Annotated in this window: 13 protein-coding genes; 8 read left to right on the forward strand and 5 right to left on the reverse strand. The window is 72.3% G+C overall.

The features are described from left to right. The first annotated feature begins 202 nt into the window (after window positions 1–202). Together ACFXJ5_RS24780 and ACFXJ5_RS24785 are read left to right on the forward strand one after the other, a co-directional pair. Window positions 203–1018, forward strand: a complete 816-nt coding sequence (locus ACFXJ5_RS24780) for a polysaccharide deacetylase family protein (protein WP_384634966.1) — start codon at window positions 203–205, stop codon at window positions 1016–1018. Beyond that, complete coding sequence (locus ACFXJ5_RS24785) at window positions 1011–4493, forward strand: lipopolysaccharide biosynthesis protein (RefSeq protein ID WP_384634969.1); 3483 nt, start codon at window positions 1011–1013, stop codon at window positions 4491–4493. The genes ACFXJ5_RS24780 and ACFXJ5_RS24785 overlap by 8 nt, the downstream gene beginning before the upstream one ends. Before the next feature lie 318 nt (window positions 4494–4811). Here ACFXJ5_RS24785 and ACFXJ5_RS24790 read toward each other — a convergent pair whose 3' ends face one another. Further along, a complete protein-coding gene (locus ACFXJ5_RS24790; RefSeq protein WP_384634971.1) occupies window positions 4812–6203 on the reverse strand; it encodes a GH39 family glycosyl hydrolase in 1392 nt (463 codons plus the stop codon). A gap of 90 nt (window positions 6204–6293) precedes the next feature. Between ACFXJ5_RS24790 and ACFXJ5_RS24795 the strand changes: the two genes are divergently transcribed. The 3 genes from ACFXJ5_RS24795 to ACFXJ5_RS24805 are packed head-to-tail and all read left to right on the forward strand — an operon-like array spanning window position 6294 to window position 9348. After that, on the forward strand, window positions 6294–7442 hold the full coding sequence (locus ACFXJ5_RS24795) for a DUF5925 domain-containing protein (RefSeq protein ID WP_384635231.1): 1149 nt from the start codon (window positions 6294–6296) through the stop codon (window positions 7440–7442). Beyond that, window positions 7442–7957 carry a TrmH family RNA methyltransferase gene (locus tag ACFXJ5_RS24800; RefSeq protein ID WP_384634974.1) on the forward strand — a complete coding sequence of 172 codons (516 nt, stop codon included), beginning with the start codon at window positions 7442–7444 and terminating at the stop codon, window positions 7955–7957. Before ACFXJ5_RS24795 ends, ACFXJ5_RS24800 begins: the two co-directional genes overlap by 1 nt. Window positions 7958–7965: 8 nt before the next feature. Further along, window positions 7966–9348 (forward strand): CoA transferase, encoded by a 1383-nt coding sequence (locus ACFXJ5_RS24805; protein ID WP_384634977.1) that lies wholly within the window; start codon window positions 7966–7968, stop codon window positions 9346–9348. Window positions 9349–9518: 170 nt separating this feature from the next. Here the strand turns inward: ACFXJ5_RS24805 and ACFXJ5_RS24810 are convergent, their stop codons facing one another. Then, window positions 9519–9893, reverse strand: a complete 375-nt coding sequence (locus tag ACFXJ5_RS24810) for a GntR family transcriptional regulator (protein ID WP_384635234.1) — start codon at window positions 9891–9893, stop codon at window positions 9519–9521. A 255-nt stretch (window positions 9894–10148) separates the two neighbouring features. Here ACFXJ5_RS24810 and ACFXJ5_RS24815 point away from each other — a divergent pair, with 255 nt between their 5' ends. Beyond that, entirely contained in the window at window positions 10149–11342 is a 1194-nt protein-coding gene (locus ACFXJ5_RS24815; RefSeq protein WP_384634980.1) for a DUF3533 domain-containing protein, read from the forward strand. On the opposite strand, the gene ACFXJ5_RS24820 is transcribed toward ACFXJ5_RS24815, so the two are convergent. Beyond that, a complete protein-coding gene (locus ACFXJ5_RS24820) occupies window positions 11278–12462 on the reverse strand; it encodes a methyltransferase domain-containing protein (RefSeq protein ID WP_384634983.1) in 1185 nt (394 codons plus the stop codon). The two genes, ACFXJ5_RS24815 and ACFXJ5_RS24820, sit on opposite strands and share 65 nt — an antisense overlap. Before the next feature lie 87 nt (window positions 12463–12549). On the opposite strand from ACFXJ5_RS24820, the gene ACFXJ5_RS24825 reads away from it, so the two are divergent. Further along, window positions 12550–15843 carry a tetratricopeptide repeat protein gene (locus ACFXJ5_RS24825; RefSeq protein ID WP_384634986.1) on the forward strand — a complete coding sequence of 1098 codons (3294 nt, stop codon included), beginning with the start codon at window positions 12550–12552 and terminating at the stop codon, window positions 15841–15843. Window positions 15844–15845: 2 nt separating this feature from the next. Here ACFXJ5_RS24825 and ACFXJ5_RS24830 read toward each other — a convergent pair whose 3' ends face one another. Continuing rightward, window positions 15846–16280: an effector-associated constant component EACC1 gene (locus ACFXJ5_RS24830; RefSeq protein ID WP_384634988.1), complete on the reverse strand. Its 435-nt coding sequence runs from the start codon at window positions 16278–16280 to the stop codon at window positions 15846–15848. Window positions 16281–16330: 50 nt separating this feature from the next. Here ACFXJ5_RS24830 and ACFXJ5_RS24835 point away from each other — a divergent pair, with 50 nt between their 5' ends. Next, on the forward strand, window positions 16331–16996 hold the full coding sequence (locus ACFXJ5_RS24835; RefSeq protein WP_384634991.1) for an HAD family hydrolase: 666 nt from the start codon (window positions 16331–16333) through the stop codon (window positions 16994–16996). Here ACFXJ5_RS24835 and ACFXJ5_RS24840 read toward each other — a convergent pair. Beyond that, a complete protein-coding gene (locus ACFXJ5_RS24840; RefSeq protein WP_384634994.1) occupies window positions 16975–18483 on the reverse strand; it encodes a carboxyl transferase domain-containing protein in 1509 nt (502 codons plus the stop codon). The two genes, ACFXJ5_RS24835 and ACFXJ5_RS24840, sit on opposite strands and share 22 nt — an antisense overlap. Window positions 18484–18512: the final 29 nt, after the last annotated feature.

An 18512-nucleotide genomic window follows, 5' to 3' on the forward strand; every position in this document is an offset into this window, starting at 1 on the left:
GGTGGTGGGCCTGCCCTCCCCCCTCCTTTCTTCTTCCACACCCCCCCCGGGGGGGTTTGTGGGGCGCGGGGCCCCCCCCCCCCGCGTTACGGGGAGGGGCGGGGTGCTGGGGGCACCTCCCAGACGAAGGTCTGGGGGAGAGGACAACCCCCGGCCACGGAGCCGCTCCCGACGGACCGCCACGGGCAAGGAGGGTGACCGGATGAGCCGGCGCAGCGAAGCCGTGCCGATCCTGATGTACCACGCCGTCGCCGACGCACCTCCACCCTCGACGTACGGGCTGTCGGTCAGCCCGGCGGCGTACGCGGAGCAGATGCGACTGCTCGCCGACCACGACTTCTCGCCCCTGACCACGGCGGCGCTCGCGGCCGCCTGGCGGGAGGGCCGCCCCCTGCCGCCCCGCCCCGTGGTGATCACCTTCGACGACGGGTACGAGGACCTGCACCAGCACGCCCTCCCCGTGCTGAAGGAACACGGCTTCGCCGCGACCGCCTTCCTCGCGACCGGCTGGCTGCGCGGAGCGCACGAAGTGCCGGGGGCGGCGCTGGACCGGATGCTCGACTGGGACCAGGTGCGCGAACTCGCCGCGGCGGGGGTGGAGATCGGCGGGCACAGCCACACCCATCCGCAGATGGACCAGCTCAGTGACGAGAGGCTGTGGTTCGAGGTGCTGCGGTGCAAGGAGATCCTGCGCGAGGAGCTGGACGGCGGGGCGCCGCCGGTGTCGTTCGCGTATCCGTACGGCTATTCCAGCCGCCGGGTGCGCCGCACCGTGCGGGCGGCCGGGTTCGGCGTGTCGCTGGCCGTGGGGAACGCGCTGGCGGCGCGGCGCCAGGGACCGTACGCGCTGGAGAGGGTGACGGTGCGGCGGAGTACGGGGATCGAGGAGTTCGAGCGGCTGGTGGAGGGCCGGGGGGTCGGCCGGAATTTTGCGAAGGACCGGGCGATGACCAAGGGCTACGCCATGGTCCGCAGAGCGCACCAGTGCATGCGGAAGGTACCCGGGACCCGTGGCTGACACGACGACCCGGAAGGCGCAGACGGCACCCGCCGTCACCCCCGGGGCAGAGGGGTCCGCCAACCACCTGTTCCGCAACGCCTACGCCCTGATGCTGAACACGGGCGTCTCCGCGGTCCTGGGCCTGGGCTACTGGCTGATCGCGGCCCGCTACTACACCGAGGACGCGGTCGGTCAGGGCTCGGCGGCGATCGCCGCGATGAAGTTCCTGGCCGGGCTGATGGCGGTGACCCTCACCGGGGCACTGACCCGCTTCGTCCCGGTGTCCGGGCGGCGGGCCGGACGGCTGATCTTCCAGACGTATGCGGGGAGTTCGGCGATCGTGGCCTTCTCAGCGGCGGTCTTCCTGCTGACGCTGGACAGCTGGGGGCCGTCGTACCGCTTTCTGCACGGGACCGCCCATGGCCTCGGCTTCATCGCGGCGGTGGTCGGCTGGTCGCTGCTCACGCTCCAGGACGGAGTACTGACCGGGCTGCGCAGCGCGCTGTGGGTGCCGGTCGGGAACACCGTCTTCTCGGCCGGCAAGCTGGCGTTGCTGGTGGTGATCGCGGCGGCGGTGCCGACGGCCGGGGTGTTCGTGTCGTGGGTGGCGGCGATCGGGCTGTCGGTGCTGCCGCTGGGCTGGCTGGTCTTCCGGCGGCTCGTGCCCCGGCATGTCGCGGCCACGGCGGGCCAGGGAGAGCCGCCGACCGTACGGGAGATGGGGCGGTTCGTCGCGGGCGACTCGACCGGCTCGCTCTTCGCGCTCGCGGTGGTCTACCTGGTGCCGGTGCTGGTCGCCTCGCAGATCAGCTCCGCGGACAACGCGTACTTCTACGTCACGATGACGATCGGCGGGACCATCGACCTGCTCGCCATCAACATGGGCTCGTCACTGACGGTCGAGGGCTCCCACGACCCCTCCCGAATCGCCGAGAACTGCCGGGCCGCGCTGCGCCGGATGGCCCGGATCATGGTGCCGATCGTGGTTTTCCTGCTGGTCTTCGCGCCCCGGATCCTGGGGGTGTTCGGGCAGGGTTACGCGGACGAGGGCGCGCCGCTGCTGCGGCTGCTCGCGCTGTGCTCGCTCAGCCGGGTGCTGATCGAGGTCTTCTTCGGGGTGCTGCGCGCCCAGAGCCGGACGGCGTTGCTGGCCGTGCTGCAGGGCGTGTTGTGCCTGCTGGTGCTCGGACTGACCCTTGCCCTGCTGTCGCCGCTGGGCATCGTCGGCGCGGGCTGGGCGGAACTGGCCAGCCTGGTGGTGATCGCGCTGATCTCGCTGGTCGGACTGCGGCGGGTGATGGCGGCCCCGACGGCGCCATCGGCCCCGGCGGCCCCGGAAGCTCCGGTGGATGTCCCCTCGGCCGGCGACGACCTGGAGGTCGTGTACGGCACCCGGTGGGCCAAGCGCGCTGCCGCCCTGGACCAGGACACCCTGCACCTGGGCGTACGGCTCGACTTCGATCACCCCGAGCGGCGCCCTCCTGTGGCTCCGACAGCGGAGCAGACGTCTCCCCGGACCCCGATCAGCCTGCGGCCGCCCTGGGCGCCGCTCGCCGTGTGGGGCCTGCTGGCCTGCGCCCTCGCCCTCTACTGGCTGCCGCTGCACGGCATGGGCGACGCCCAGCTCGACGCCATGGACGGCCTCGGGCTCATCTCCGTACTCCCGAAGGCCACGTTGGCCGGTGCCCTGCTGCTGGTCGTGGCCTTCGCGGCGGCGCTGAGGCTGCGTACGGCCAGACCGTGGCTGCTGCTGGCCGTCCTGCTGGCGACGGTGGTGTCGCTGCACAGCCTGCCCGCCGTGCTGGAGGCGCAGCCGCGCTTCGCGACCGCCTGGCAGCACGCCGGGTTCATCGACTACATCGGCCGCACCGGCATCGCCGCCCCCGACATGGACGCCCGCTTCTCCTGGCCCGGATTCTTCGCCGCCGTCGCCTTCGTGGCACGCGCCTGCGGCGTCACCGACCTCACCGAGGTCCTCCGGTGGTGGCCGCTGGTCATGCAACTGCTCTATCTCGCGCCGCTGATGCTTGTGCTGCGGACGGTGCGGGCCGACTGGCGGGCCAAGTGGTGCGCGGCCTGGCTCTTCGCGCTGTGCGGCTGGGTCGGGCAGGACTACTTCTCACCGCAGTCCCTCAACTACCTGATCTACCTGATGTTCGTGGCCGTCCTGCTGGTCTTCTTCCGCTCGCCGTCCGCCGCCTCGGCCATCGGGCGCGCCGACCGGGCGGTCCTGCTGGCCCTGCTGTTCGGGCTGTTCGCGGCGTCGGTGGTCAGCCACCAACTCACCCCGTTCATGATGCTGGGCGCCCTCACTGTGCTGGTGCTGGTGCGGCGCTGCACGCTGCGCGGCCTCCCACTGCTGTGCGGCGTCCTGCTCGTCGGCTGGATCGGCTTCCTCGCCGAGCCCTACTGGTCCGGGCACTTCAACGAGCTCTTCGGCGGCCTCGGCTCCCTCGGCGGCAACGTCTCCTCCAGCGTCTCCGGCCGTATCCAGGGCGGCAGCAGCGTCCACAAACTGGTGCTCTACGCACGGGTGCTCCTCGCCGCCGGCGTCCTCACCCTCGCCGCCCTCGGCTGGCTCCGCCGCCGCCGCGTCCCCGGCACCGACGACCGCGCTCTGGTTGTGCTGCTCCTCGTGCCCTTCTGCGGCTTCGGCATGCAGTCGTACGGCGGCGAAATGGCCCTCCGCGTCTTCCTCTTCGCCCTCCCCGGCGCCTGCGCGCTCGCCGCCCTCGCCTTCTTCCCCCGCACGACCTCCGCCCGCCCATGGCTCGGCCCCCTCGCCGCCCTCGTCGCCGGCTGCGTCCTCATGGTCGGCTTCCTCGTCGCCCGCTGGGGCAACGAGCCCTTCGAGCGCGTCCGTACGGGCGAAGTCGCCGCCATGGACTACGTCTACGCCCACGACGCCCCCTCCGGCCGCGTCCTCTGGCTCAGCACCGACCCCGTCAACGACGTCACCCCCAGCCTGCCCTGGAACGCCCGGGACATGGAGAAGGTGACCTACGTTCCGGTGCTGGCGCCCACCGATCCGGTGCGGGTGCAGTCACTCGTCCGGGCTCTGCAGGATGCCGGGCCCCAGTCGTACCTGGTCGTCTCCCGCGGCCAGACCACCTACCTCCAACTCGACGCCGGCTTCCCGGCGAACTGGCCCGGCAAGCTCCTCGGCTCCCTCGACGCCCGCTCTGATCTGCGGCGCGTCCTCGTCAACGACGACGCCGCGATCTACGAACTGCGCAAGCAGCCCAGTGACTGGCCCGTCCGCGTTCCGCAGCCCGAGCGTGTCTTCCCCGTCATCACCTGGACCGCCTGGACGGTGGTGGGCGCCGTGGCCGGGCTCGCCCTGCTCCTCCTTCTGGGCGCGCGCGAACTCGCCCGCGTCACCCTTCCGCTGGAGCGGCGGCGGCGTGGCATGCGGCTCTCCCTGCTGGCGGCGGCACCGCTGCTGGTGCTGTTCCTGGTGGCGCTGGTCGACCGCTTCCTGACCCTGAGTTGAGCGGGCTTGTCTTCCCCCACCCCGCCCCTGCCCGATTTTTGGACGCCGCCCTCGCACTGCTCGGCCCCAGGGGGCCTCACAGGCTTCGGGACGGCTGCGCCGGACTCCGTCCGCCGTGCCGGGGGCGCTGCCCCTGGACCCCGGACGTGCGTTGTCGGGTGCGGGTGGGTGGCCGGGTTGTGCCAGATTCAGCCCGTCCGGCGTTTGAGGACACTCCCCCAGAGGGGGCACCCCCAGAAGGGCGTTCGGGGTCCAGGGGGCTTGCCCCCTGGTTTCGGGAAGGGGCGGGGTGGGGAAGGACAAACCCCCCGCGCCGCATCACCGTTGCAGCCAGCGGATGCCGTAGCCGGGCAGGTCGAAGGACTGACCGTCGACCTTCGCCTGGATGGGGCGGCCGAGGACGTTGACGACGAGGACGGCCTTCGCAGAGGCGAGGACGCGGACGTTGGGTTTGTCGTCGGCGGCGATGGCGACCGTACGGAAATCGGTCCCAGGGGGAAAGGCCGCGGCGAAGCGGCGGAGCAGGTCCAGCATGGGGAGTTGGTCGCCGCCGTTGGCGGAGAGCTCCGTGCTGGTCCAGAGGCAGCCGGGGCAGGAGGTGCCGCGCTCTTGGGGGTTCCAGTAGAAGGCCGCGGCGGCGCCGGACACGGCGAGCTGCATCATGGCGGAGGCCTGCACGGCGGTGCGGTGGGGCTCGGTCCAGCCGGAGGCGGGGGGCTCGACGTACCACTCGGCCCACCAGATGGGGAGCGAGGTGCGCGCTGCGGCCCAGCGGTTGAGGGCGGCGAGTTTCTCGGTGGCCGCGAACTCGTCCGGTACGAGGCTGTCGTCGTGGTTCATGCTGGAGCCGTCGAGGACGAGGAAGTCCGCGCCGGCCTTGTGCTTGAGCCAGTAGTCGACGACGTCGAGGGAGCGCTGGTCGGCGGCTCCCCAGTCCCCCTTCACCGAGGTGGACGCATCGCCGTTGCCCCCGTCGCCCGGGGGGAAGCTGTCCATGACGACGTACGGCCCGCCGACCATGTCGTCCGGGTTGACCTTCTTGATCGCCTGGTAGACGAGGTTGTAGAGCCTGGTGTAGCCCTCGTAGTCCCAGCGCTTGAGCCCGTCGTTCCAGAAGCCCTTGAACTCGTTCCAGACCATGAAGTGCCGTACGTCGGGGTAGCGCTCGGCGACCTTCGCCGCGAGCGCGGCGAAGTCGTCGAAGTGGTCGGGGGTGGGGGCGGCCTCGAGGGTGGACCAGTCGGTCTGTCCGGCCTGGCCGCCCTTCATCCAGTCGGGGGCGCAGCAGAGGGTGATGACGGGGGTGCCGCCGGTGCTGCGGATGAGGTCGATGCGGTCGTCGAGTTCGGCGAAGTCGTACGTCCCGGGCGAGGGCTCGGGGTTGCCGGCGCCCCAGCCCATGATGGCCTGGTCCTGCGGGAGGGGGCTCTGAGAGAGCAGTTCGCCCGCGGCCTTCTTCGCGTACGTCACGCCATGGTCGGCGCTGAACTCCGTGTGGGTGAGCCCGAAGCCGAGTTCGGCGGTCCGCTTCCCGGCGGGGGCGTGCGCGCCGGTGCCACTCTTCGTACGGTCGCCGCCTCCGCACATCGACAGCAGGAGCGCCAGCGCCACGACGCCGACCACGCCGATGCCCAGCAGGGCGGTGACCCCGCGGCGCCCTGGCCGACCGTTCCCCGTCAACCTCATACGTGTGCTCGCATGACGCCCCATTACCCAGAACTGTAGCCGCGAAGATGCCCGGAAGGGGCCACTTGTCCGAGTCGGAAAAACACTGTGCGGATGGGGCTCTTGTGCCGGATCATGAACGCCATGTCCGACTCGAGGAGGCCTGTGCCGCAAGCACACCCGACGACTCCCCACCGTGCCCTGTCCATCCGGCTCAACATGGACGACAGCGATTCGCCGTCCGATGTCGTGGATGCCCTGTTCCTGGGCCGTTTCGCGTCCGGCGAGCAGCCGTACTCGCGCGGCGCCTCGCTCGACAGCGTCAAGGCGGGGGCGACCCTGCTCCCGCCGGAGGCGGCCGTGCTGCGCTCGGCGCGCGACAAGGACCGCAGCGCCACCCTCGCCGAGGGGCAGGGCTGGACGGTGCTGGTCTCCCGGTGGAGCCGGGGCGCCGATGTGACGGTGGCGGCGGTCAGCGGGGAGCTGGCCGACGAGGTGCTCGCGTCATGTGTGGACGGTGCGGAGGACGAGCCGGAGCCGCAGCCGGAGAACGTGACGATGGGCTTCTGGTACGTGTCGCCGAGGCGCGGCCCGCACCGTACGACCCGGCAGATCAGCGCCAAGACCTGGCCCGAGGTCCGGGGCAACTACACCGCGCCGGTCGCCGACGCGATGGACGGGCTGATGAAGCTCACCGCCGACGACATCTCCGGGCGGCTGCTGCTTCTGCACGGCCCGCCGGGCACCGGCAAGACCTCCGCTCTGCGGACGCTGGCGCGGTCGTGGCGGGACTGGTGCCAGGTGGACTGCGTCCTGGACCCGGAGCGGCTCTTCAACGACGTCGGCTATCTGATGGACATCGCCATCGGTGAGGACGACGGCACGGCGGGCGGCCGCTGGCGGCTGCTGCTCCTCGAGGACTGCGACGAGCTCATCCGCGGTCAGGCCAAGCACCAGACCGGCCAGGCCCTGTCCCGGCTCCTCAACCTCACGGACGGCCTGCTCGGCCAGGGCCGCAACGTCCTGGTCGGCATCACCACCAACGAGGACCTGGAGCGCCTGCACCCCGCGGTCGTCCGCCCCGGCCGCTGCCTCGCCCGGATAGAGGTCGGCCCCCTCACCCGTACCGAAGCGGTCAACTGGCTCGGCACCCCCGAAGGCATCGGCCGCGAAGGCGCCACCCTCGCCGAGCTCTACGCCCTCCGCCGCGGCTCCTCCCCCGCCGCCATCCCCGCCATCCCCTCCCCGACCACGGCCGTCTCCTCGGACGGCCTGTATCTCTGATGGCGGCGATTCGGCCCCGTACTCGGGCCGAGCTCCGGCGCAGCCGCCGACCGCGCGCCCACAGCTGCTGGGACCACCTGTACGCCGCCCCGCTGTGGCCGCTGCACGGCGCGAATCTGGGCACCCTGCTGCGTACGTGCGACGCGGTCGGCGCTTGCATGGTGGTGCCGCCGTTCCCGTGGGTCGACGAGGCACTGGCACGGGGCAACACGCTGCGCCGGCCGGCGTGCGTCCACCGCACCGGGGATCCGCTGGGCTGGCTGCGGCAGCAGCGCGAGCGCGGGGCACACATCGTGGGCGTCGAACTAGCCGACGAGGCGGTCCGACTGGCCGATCTGCCGGCCGCGCGGCGGCCGACGGTCGTGGTGCTCGGCCATGAGCAGCACGGCATTCCGCCGGAGGCGCTGGACCTGCTCGACGTCGCAGTCGAGATCCCGATGGTGGGGACGGGCGCGAGCCTGAACGTGGCGGTCGCGGGCTCCCTGGTGCTGTACCGGCTGGCGGGACTGGTCTAATCGCGTGCATGGCGCAGGAAATTGATGAGGTGACCCGGCAGGCATGGACCGCCCTCGGCGGTGCGCCGGGGCTGTTGGAGCAGGTGTCGTACGGCGGCCCCGCCGGGCTGTTGCCGTCCCGGTTGCCGGTGATGCCGGTCGCCCGGGCGACGGTGGCCGCCTGTTCGCTCGCGGCCGCCGAGCTGGCGGCACGCCGGGCGGGCGGGGCGGTGCCGGTGCCCCCGGTCCGGGTCGACGAGGGCGCGGTGGCCACGGCATTCGTGAGCGAGCGCCATCTGCGGATCGACGGCCGGCCCGGGGACACCTTCGCGCCGCTGTCCCGGTTCTGGCCTTCGGCCGACGGGAGGTGGGTGCGTACGCATGCGAACTACCCCCATCACCGCGCCCGGTTGCTCAGCGCGCTGGGAGCCTCCGACGAGGCGGGGGTGGCGAAGGCACTGGCCTCCCTGCCGGCGGAGGCGGCGGAGCGGACGGTGTACGCGGGCGGCGGGCTGGCCGTCGCGGTGCGTACGCGGGAGGAGTGGGCCGCGCATCCGCAGGGTCGGGCGGCCGCCGCCCAGCCCCTGGTGCGTACGGACCTCCTGGACGCGACGGGCCCCCGCGCCCTGGCCAGGCTGCTGCCGGGCGGCCCGCTGCTTCCCGCCGCCGGGGTGCGGGTGCTCGACCTCACCCGGGTCATCGCGGGGCCGGTCGCGACGCGCACGCTCGCGCTGCTGGGCGCGGATGTCCTGCGGGTCGATCCGCCCGGGCTTCCGGAGGCTCCGGACGCGCACGCGGACACCGGTTTCGGGAAGCGTTCGGTGTCCCTGGACGTACGGAGTGCGGCCTTCGAGGAGCTGCTGGCGGCGGCCGATGTCGTGGTCACCGGGTACCGGCCCGGTGCGCTGGACCGTCTCGGGCTGTCGGCGGAGGCACTGTGCGAGCGGCGGCCGGGGCTGATCGTGGCTCAGCTGTCCGCCTGGGGCTTCGAGGGGCCGTGGTCCGGGCGGCGCGGCTTCGACAGCCTCGTCCAGGCCGCGGCCGGCCTCGCCCTCACCGAGGCTCCGGGCCCGGACGGCCGGCCCGGGGCCCTGCCGGCCCAGGCCCTCGACCACGGCACGGGCTACCTGCTCGCGGCGGCGGTCCTGCGGGCGCTCACCGACCAGCTGACCGACGGCTCGGCGCGCCGCGTCCGTCTTGTCCTGGCCACGACCGCCTCCTGGCTGACCTCCGGCTTTCCGGTACCGGCGCCGCCGCCGGCCGCCTTCGACCCGAGCCCCTGGCTCACCGACACCCCCACCCCGGTCGGGCTGCTCCGGCACGCCCTCCCGCCGGTCGCCTTCGCCGGTGGTCCCTCCAACTGGTCCCGTCCGCCGGGCCCGTTGGGCGCGGACCAGCCCGGGTGGCTGTAGCGGTAGACCTAGGGCCTGTCTTGTGGATCTCCGCGGCGTCGCGTGCCCTGGCACCAGCGCTCGCGGCGTTGTCGTCAGTCAACGACGCTCCGCGTCGCTTCCTTCCTCCGCCTTGCGATCACAGGCGCCAGACCCCGCTCCTTCTCCCACGGAGATCCACAAGACAGGCCCTAGCCGCTGTACGCGGCGCGCAGCGCGTCCTCGACCGCTGAGCGCGCCGCGTCGTGGTCCAGGCCGAGCCGCCGCACACGCTGGGCGTAGGCCGAGGCCGCGGCGGCGGCCTCGCGGGCGGCGGCGTCACCCGCGGCGGCGATGAAGGTGCCGTGGCGGCCGCGCGTTTCGATGACGCCGTCGGTCTCCAGGGCGCGGTACGCCTTGGCGACCGTGTTCGCCGCCAGCCCCAGTTCCTCCGCGAGCCCGCGTACCGTCGGCAGCTTGTGGCCGACCGGGAGCGCGCCGGAACGCGCCTGTTCGGCGACCTGGGACCGTAGCTGCTCGAACGGCGGGGTGGCAGAGGCCGGGTCGATGGTGATCTGGAGGGTCAGGGTCACGGCGGTACTCCTGGCAGGCGGGCCTTTGTCGCAGCCATTGTGCGTCACACGAGCCGCGGACACCGGCTGCTGACGGTGGCCCACGCCGCGATGCGGCTCGGGCCCGGCCGATGCACCCTGGGATGGACGCCACGGCAGATCGGGGATGTACCTGTGTCTTCGCAGCAGCAGCCCCGGGAAGGGCAGCCGAGGATCACGGCGCGACAGATCCTGGGCAAATGGCCTGTGTGGGCCTTTCCGGCAGCACTCGTGACGCTGGTCTCCTTCTTCCTCGCTCTCGTCTACACCGGCGGGATCGCCGACCCCAAGGGCTCGATGCACCATCTGCCGATCGCCCTGGTCAACCGCGACACCGGAAGCCTGGGCGAACAGTTCGTCCAGGGCATCGCCACGGCGCCGGATTCCGCCCAGCGCGTCTCATGGAAGATCATGAGTCCGGGCGCGGCGCGGGACGCGTTCGCTTCCGACCGCATTTACGGTGCCATCGAGGTCCCCGCGGACTTCACCTCCTCGCTGCAGAGCATCACCGCCACGAATCCATCCGCCGGCGCGAGCCGACCGCAGGTGACGTTGCTGACGAATCCCGGCGCCGGCAGTCTCGCCTCCTCCCTGGCCGGCACGGTCGAGCAGCAGGCCCTGCACACCGCGTCGCAGCGCATCGGCTCCGACCTGTCCCAGCAGATGCGCAGCGCGGGGACGCAGCCCAATGCCGCCCAGCTCATGCTGCTCAGCGACCCGATCACCTTCACCACCGCCTTGGGGCATCCCATCGCGGTCCGTACCGGCCTGGGGCTCTCCGCCTTCTACCTCACCCTGCTGGTGGTGCTGTCGGGCTTCCTGGGCGCGAACATCGTCAGCAACGGCGTGGACTCCGCACTCGGCTACGCTCCCAGCGAGCTCGGGCCCAAGAGGCGCATGCGGTCGCCCCTGCTGATCAGCCGGACCCAGACACTGGTGATCAAGATGGTGATGTCGGCCGCCCTGTCGGTGGTCACCTCCAGTGTCATCGTGCTGGCCACCGCCGTGATCATCCGGCTGGACATGCCGCACCTGTTCCTGCTGTGGGTCTTCGCGATCTGCGCCAGCGCGATCGTGGGCATGGGCGCCCAGGCCATCATCGCCGCCTTCGGTGGCCTGGGGCAGCTCGTCAGCATGCTCTTCTTCGTCGCGCTGGCCATCCCCTCGGCCGGCGCGACGATCCCGCTGGAGGCGGTACCCGGGTTCTACCGGACCCTCGCCTGGTTCGAGCCCATGCGCCAGATCGGCGGCGGGGTGCGCGCGATCATCTACTTCGACGCGCGTGCCGACGCCGGCCTCCGGCGTGCCTGGATCATGCTCGCGGTGGGACTGGGGATCGCCCTGCTCCTGGGCTTCGGCATCACCCGCTGGTACGACCGGCGCGGCTACCACCGCCTCCATCCGGACCACTTTCAGGAGCCCTGACCGCCACCAGCGGTATCGCCCGGTCCGATCCGGCCGGGTCGTACGCGATCGAGTCGCCCGCCTCGTGCAGGTGCAGCACGAACCGCTCCCCCGCCCGGTACGCGTCGATCCCGGCCCTGCAGTACGCGACCATGTCGTCGGGCAGCGCCTCCAGCGGGAACCACCCCACCTCGGAACACTTGTCCGGCTCGCGATTGACCGGCTCCCGGCCGTCGCCTTCCTCGCCTTCCTCGAGTCGGGCCTCGAAGAACCACCCGATGCGGGGATCGCCGCCCGGTGCTCTGTGCTGCATCACCAGCGCCACCGCGAGCCGCTCGGGGTCGAGGACGACGCCGACCTCCTCGTACGCCTCGCGGATCACGGCCGCGCGCACGTCCTCACCGTCCTCGACATGGCCGGAGGGCGCGTTCAACAGGCCGTCCGCATAGCCGGTGTTGGACCGCCGGGCGAGCAGGATCTCGTCACCCCGCCGCAGGATCAGATGGACGTCGACGACCTCCGCATGCCTGCGCGGCGGCGCCACCCGCACCACGGCCGCGTACCGCTCGTCCTTGACCTCACGCCCCCACAGCACACTGTCGTACGCGAGCTGCTCGATCCGTACGCTCTCCGCGACCGGCGCGGCCAGCTCGGCGAGGGTGTCCGCCGTGATGCCCACCGGCTCGCTCTCCCCCCACCGCCCCTCGACCAGCACCATCCGGCCGCCGCGCCGCAGCAGCCCCGCCCACCGCCGGAGAGCCTTCGCCGGATCGGGCAGCGCCCACAACACATGCCTCACCAGCACAACATCGAACCGCCCCTCCCCCACCGGCGGTTCTGCCGCCTCCCCCACCAGCACCCGCACCCCCGTCCCCGCCAGCTTCGCCCGCGCCCGCTCGACCATCCGCGCCGACCTGTCGACGGCCGTCACCCGGTGCCCCTGCTCGGCCGCCAGCAACGCCAGACTCCCCGTCCCGCACCCGAGGTCGAGCACATCGCAGGGCCCGCCCGGCAGCCATCCCCGCATACGCGCGGCCCACGCCGCCCGCACCTCAGGGCTGCCGAGGCCGTGATCCGGCTCCTCGTCGAAGGTGTCCGCCGCCGTGTCCCAGTAGTCGGTGATCCCGCTGTCCTGAACCATGCTCCGATCTTCCCAGCCACCACTGACAACGCAGGGTTCGACGGTTACTGTCGCGGCAGGGCGGGTCATCAGTGCCGGGGGGATCGCGTGGGCGAGTCGGGCCGCATGGGGTTGGTCGTCAGCGCGCGCTGGTTCGCGTATCCGGACGACCAGTCGTACATGAGCGATGCCGCCGAGGCTGTGGCCGAGGCGCTCTACGATCCGGTGCTGGGTGCCTGCATACCGGCGATCGCGGGCTTACGTGTCCTGCACGATCCGCCGAAGGACGTTCTGGAGGACAAGCTCCGGCAGGCCTTCGAGTCGGCGTCGTGGGGAGGCAGCACCCTCTTCCTCTATCTCATCGGCCACGGCTACGCGGACAACGACCTGGACCGCTATCACCTCATCCCCTCCGACCATCCCTTCGACTACGACGCCGTACCGGAGCACGCCTATCCGCTGGGCGAGCGGATCGCGGCTCTGCACGCCGAGTTCCCCGACACCGACGGCCTGATCCTGGCGATCGACGCCTGCCAGTCGGGCAGGATGTGGGAGCGGGGACGGCGCGAGTGGATGCCGCACGACATGGACCGGCTGGCCCTGTTCACCGCCACGGGCCGCGAGTCCGCCTGGTACGCAAGGTTCACGCAGGCCGTCGGCGAGAGCATCGAGACCGGCATCCCTTCGGCCGGGTACTACCTGCGGCCCGCGGATTTCGATTCCGCCCTGAAGGAGCTGCGCGACCAGTCGGCTCACCACCTCACGCGCAACAACAGCGACGACGCGGGCCTGTGGCTCAGCTCGAACCGCGCGACCCGCACCGACCGGGTGGAGCAGATGGTCCGCAGGGTCACCAGGAGCCGTGGCCTCCAGGGGATCAGTGAGCGTTACCAGAAGCCGGAGGGGGACGATCCGGTCTCGCGGGCTCTGGAGAAACACCGTGCGGTGGCCGTGCTCGGGCCGAGCGGCTGCGGCAAGAGCGCCACCTTGCAGATGGCCGTGGTCGACCGGCTCGATCCCCGGCGGACCGGCCACGCCCGCAGCGCCGGGCAGGCCCCGCAGGCCATGGCGCTCTTCCCGGTCGCCGGAGACACCACCCCCGAGCGCTTCGCCGAAGAGGTCGCCGATCAGCTCGACATCTCGTCAGGAGGCCTCTTCGGACGGGTCAGGGAGGACATGTTGAAGAGCCTCCCGGCCGCTGAGGCCGACCGGCTCCCGGCCGTGGAGCGCTGGCTGATGGGTCCGCTCAGGCGACTGCGCGCCGACGCCGAGGTACTGATCGTCATCGACGCACTGGACCAACTTCCGGATCCGGCAGCCTCCGAGCTGCTCGCCTGTGTCACCGAACTGCGCGACAACTCCTCGTACAGCCACGTACGCCTTCTCGTGTCGGCCCGCCACCGTCACGGCCGGGCGCTCCCCACCCAGTTGCCGGACGGCTTCCGCGGCATACGGCTGCCGAAGGTGACCGACCACCAGATCCAACGCTATCTGCGGCGCCGGGCGATTCCCGCCGAACACGTTTCCGACGTGGGGCGGATCGCCGACGGCAACTGGCTGATCGTCACCCTGCTCGGCAATCGTCTTGCCGGGCCGGCCGCCCGCGACGAGCGCCTGCCCACGACACTGGCCGGCCTGTACAACGAGCTGCTGGAGGACGCCTGCGGCGGTGACGCCGGCACCACCGCGTGGAGCCTGCGGCTCGCCCCGGTCCTTGGGGTGCTGGTCTGCGCCGGTCCGGGCGTCGCCGTTCCGCTGGAGGTGGTGCGGGCCGCGTCGGACATGCTGGCGGGGCCTGGTTCGGTCGCGGCCGTACGTGCCGCCGCGGTCGCCCTGCACGATCTCGTGGAGCGGATGGACCCCGGCACGGACCGGGAAGAACTCACCCTGGTCCACCCGACCCTCATCGAGCATCTACGCGGTACGGACAACGCCTACCCGCTCCCAGACGCCCCCCGTGCCCACTCGGCAATCGCCTCGGCACTGGCTACTCTCGCCCCCATGGACCGAAACCGTGGCGCAGGCGGTGACAGCGATCCGATACGCAGGTATGCCGAGGTCATGGAGGCCACCCACCGGTGGGAGGCGGGCGACCTGGACGGCGCGATCCAGGCCCTGATCAACCGCCCGGCGGCGCGGGCCGCCGACAACAGGAATACCTGGGTGCGCTGGTCCCGGCGGATCAATGACCGCCTGGGGCCGGCAGATCCGCGCAGCCTGCTCGCCCGGCGGGAGCTGGCCTCCTGGACCAGCCGGTGCGGCATGTTCACCAGCGCGTCCGACCTCTTCGACCGGCTGCTGCCCGATGTGGCAGGAGCGCTGGGAAGCGATGACTCGCTGGCCCTGCGCGTGGCCCTGGACGCGGCGCTGTCACGCGGCGTCAGCGGCCACGCGAGCGACGCTCGGGACCAGTTGCGTCAGCTGGTGCCGCGGATCAGCCGGGTCGAGGGCCCGTACGGTGTACTGACCCTGGAGGCCCGGCACGCGCTGGGCAACTGGATCGGACTGGCCGGGGCACCACGCACGGCGACGGAGGAGCTCGCGGCCGTCCTGGCCTCCTGCCGGGAACACCTCGGCAACGAGCACCCGGAGACCCTCGCCACCCGCAACAGCCTGGCCCGCTGGACCGGTGAGTCCGGCAGGCCGGCGGAGGCTGTCACGGAGTTCGCCGCGCTGCTGCCGCTACAGAGCCGGCTGCTCGGCCCACTGCACCGGGAGACCCTGCGCACCCGCAGCAACATCGCCTACTGGAGCGGCGAGTCCGGTCGCCCGCAAGAGGCCCTGGCGATCTTCCGTGAGCTCGTCGGCGACCAGATCCGGGCGCTCGGCGAGGATCACCCGGACACCCTGCGCACCCGGCATGGCATCGGCCTGTGGACCGGCGTCAACGGCGACGCCGCCGAAGCCATCCGCATCCTGACCGGGGTGCTCACCGACCGCGTCCGCGTCCTCGGCCCGGACCATCCGGACACCCTGCGCACGCAGAACAACCTCGGCCGCTGGACCGGCTTTCTCGGGCGTTACGGGGAGTCGATCGGCATCCTCGAAGAAGTACAGGAGCGCCGGGCCCGGACGCTCGGCGCGACGCATCCCGACACGATGCGCACGGTGAACAACATCATCGACTGGACCGGCGCGTCGGGCGATCACGCCCGAGCCCGGCAACTCGCCCGCGAACTCCTCCCGCTCCAGGAGGAGATCCTCGGCCCGAGCCACCAGGACACCCTCCGCACCCGCTTCAACGAGGCCAAATGGCAGGCCGCCGACGGCGATACGGAGGGCGCTCTGGCCGCGCTGCGGATCCTTCTGGAGGACCAGTGGGAGGTTCTCGGCCGCTCGCACCCGAACGCACTGCGTACGGCGGAGGAGATCGCCGCGCTGGAGGGCGAGGCGCCCGGGTGAGATCAGGATGCGTCCCGCTCGCCGGTCCCACCGCCTCCATCCTGCGGGTGGAGGCCCTGAAGAGCCTGGATGGTGCGGACCGTGGCGTCGGGTTCGCCCTTGAGGACGACCTCGCGCGTGCCGTCGGGACCGGTGACGCGGATCGTGGCCTCCAGCGGCACCGCCTCCGCCCCGGCGGTGCGCGACTCGCGGCGCAACTGGATCAGCGACACCAGCGCCTCGAAGTACACGGGGACGAGGGCCACCGCGAACTGGAGCACCTCGCCGCCCTGTCGGCCCGGCACCGCCGCGTCCGGAACCCGCCGGACCGGCCCCTGCACAGCGGGCAGTTCCTGGAGGTCGGCGCGCAGTGCGCGCACGGCCTGCCGGGCCGCTTCCACCCCCGCGTCCGACAGCTCCGGGGACGAGAATGCCACCTCGATCGCCAGACTCTTCAACGGACCTCCACCCCTCGTCCATCGCATGAGAAGACCCGGAAAGGCTATCGGTGAACACGGGAGTCGGACTCGTCATCTTCGACTGCGACGGAGTGCTCGTGGACAGCGAGCGCCTCGCGGTACGCGTCGACTCGGCGATGATCACGCGGCTTGGCTGGCCGCTCACGCCCGACGACATCGCCCGCCGCTTCGTGGGCGCTTCCAAGCAGTTCATGCGCGAGGAGATCGAGCGGCAGCTGGGCCGTCCGCTGCCCGACAACTGGCAGGCGCCGTTCGAGGAGGCCTACTGGGCCCTGGTGGAGGCGGAACTCACGCCCGTCCAAGGCATCCGTGAGGTGATCGAACAGCTCACGGTGCCCTATTGCGTGGCGTCCAACGGCAGCCACGAGAAGATGCACCGGTCCCTGGCTCGCGCCGGGCTCCTGCCGCTTCTGGCCGGCCGGCTCTTCAGCGCAGACGACGTGGCCGCGCCCAAGCCCGCCCCTGACCTGCACCTGTACGCGGCGGCCCGGATGGGGGTCGCCCCGGAGGCCTGCGTGGTGATCGAGGACAGCCCGTCAGGAGTACACGCGGCCCGGGCGGCTGGGATGCGTACGTTCGGATTCGCCGGTGGGGTGGCGTCCGCCGAGCAGCTGACCGGGCCGGGGACCGTGCTCTTCCGGAAGATGAGCGAGCTGCCCGCACTGTTGGCGGCTCACAGGCCCAGGCTGCGGTAACGGGCCCGGCGGGCGGCCATGCGGGCGGTGGGGTCCTGGGTGCGGAGGGTGGCGAGTTCGGCGCCGAGGGCTTCGGCGAGGGAGGCGAGGAAGGGGCCGGGGGTGTCGGCGGCGTCGGGGGATTCGTCGATGACGCGGTCGATGATGTGGTGGGCGAGGAGGTCGGCGGAGCGGACGCCCTGGCGGTCGGCTACTTCGTAGGCGCGCTCGGTGGTGCGGTAGAGGATCGCGGAGGCGCCCTCGGGCGGGAGCGGGGAGAGCCAGGCGTGGCGGGCGGCGAGGACGCGGTCGGCGGGGAGGAGGGCGAGGGCTCCGCCGCCGGCGCCCTGGCCCAACAAGAGGCAGAGGGTCGGCGCCGGGAGGGTGACGAGGTCGGCGAGGGAGCGGGCGATCTCACCGGCGAGGCCGCCCTCTTCGGCTTCCTTGGACAGGGCGGCGCCGGCGGTGTCGATGACGGTGAGCAGGGGAAGGTCCAGTTCGGCGGCGATGCGCATGCCGCGCCGGGCCTCGCGCAGGCCGCCGGGCTGGATGCTGTTGCGCCGGTCGTGGCCCAGGACGACGCAGGGGGTGGGTCCGAAGCGGGCGAGGGCCAGGACGAGCCCCGGGTCGCGTTCGCCGGCGCCGGTGCCGCTGAGCGCGGTGACCTCGGTGGCGGCGACCGCCAACAGGTCCCGTAGCCCGGGGCGTTCGGGGCGCCGGGAGCGCCGGATCGACTCGGCCGTGGGCACGTCGGGCCCGGTGCCGCCGGGGGCCGCGTCCGGCTGGGGGGCGGCCGCGGTGTCCTCGCCGCACAGCACGTGCAGCGCCCGGGCGGCGACCTCGGCCAGTTGCCCGGCCGGCAGGACGGCGTCGACGATGCCGTTGGCCAGCAGGTTCTCGGCGAGCTGGACGCCGGGCGGGAACTCCTCGCCGTACAGGGCCTCATGGACGCGCGGCCCGAGGAAGCCGATCAGCGCGCCCGGCTCGGCGGCGGTCAGGTGGCCCAGGGAGCCCCAGGAGGCGAGGACACCGCCGGTGGTGGGGTGCCGGAGGTAGACCAGGTACGGGAGCCCGGCGGACTTGTGGTCGGTGATGGCGGCGCCGACCTTGACCATCTGCAGGAAGGCGATGGTGCCCTCCTGCATACGGGTCCCGCCCGAGGCCGGCGAGGCGAGCAGCGGCAGCCGCTCCCGTGTGGCCCGCTCGACGGCCCGTACGAGCCGCTCCCCCGCCGCGACGCCGATCGAACCGCCCAGGAAGCGGAACTCGCCCGCGACGACGGCCACCCGGCGGCCCCGGATGAGCCCTTCGCCGGTGACGACGGACTCGTCGAGCCCCGTGCGGGCGCGGGCCTTCTCGAGGTCGGCCCGGTAGCTCGCGTCGTCCGGCTCGGGCAGGCCGAGGGCGGTGACGGGCTCGTCCCAGCCGTGCCAGGTGCCGGGGTCGACGACGGCGTCGATGAGCTGGAGCGCGTCGGGGCGGCTGTCGCTCTGACTCGGTTCGGTCATACCGACACCTTGCCATGTCCGCGAGGAGT

The organism is Streptomyces sp. NPDC059373 (assembly GCF_042751495.1).
GTDB lineage: Bacteria > Actinomycetota > Actinomycetes > Streptomycetales > Streptomycetaceae > Actinacidiphila.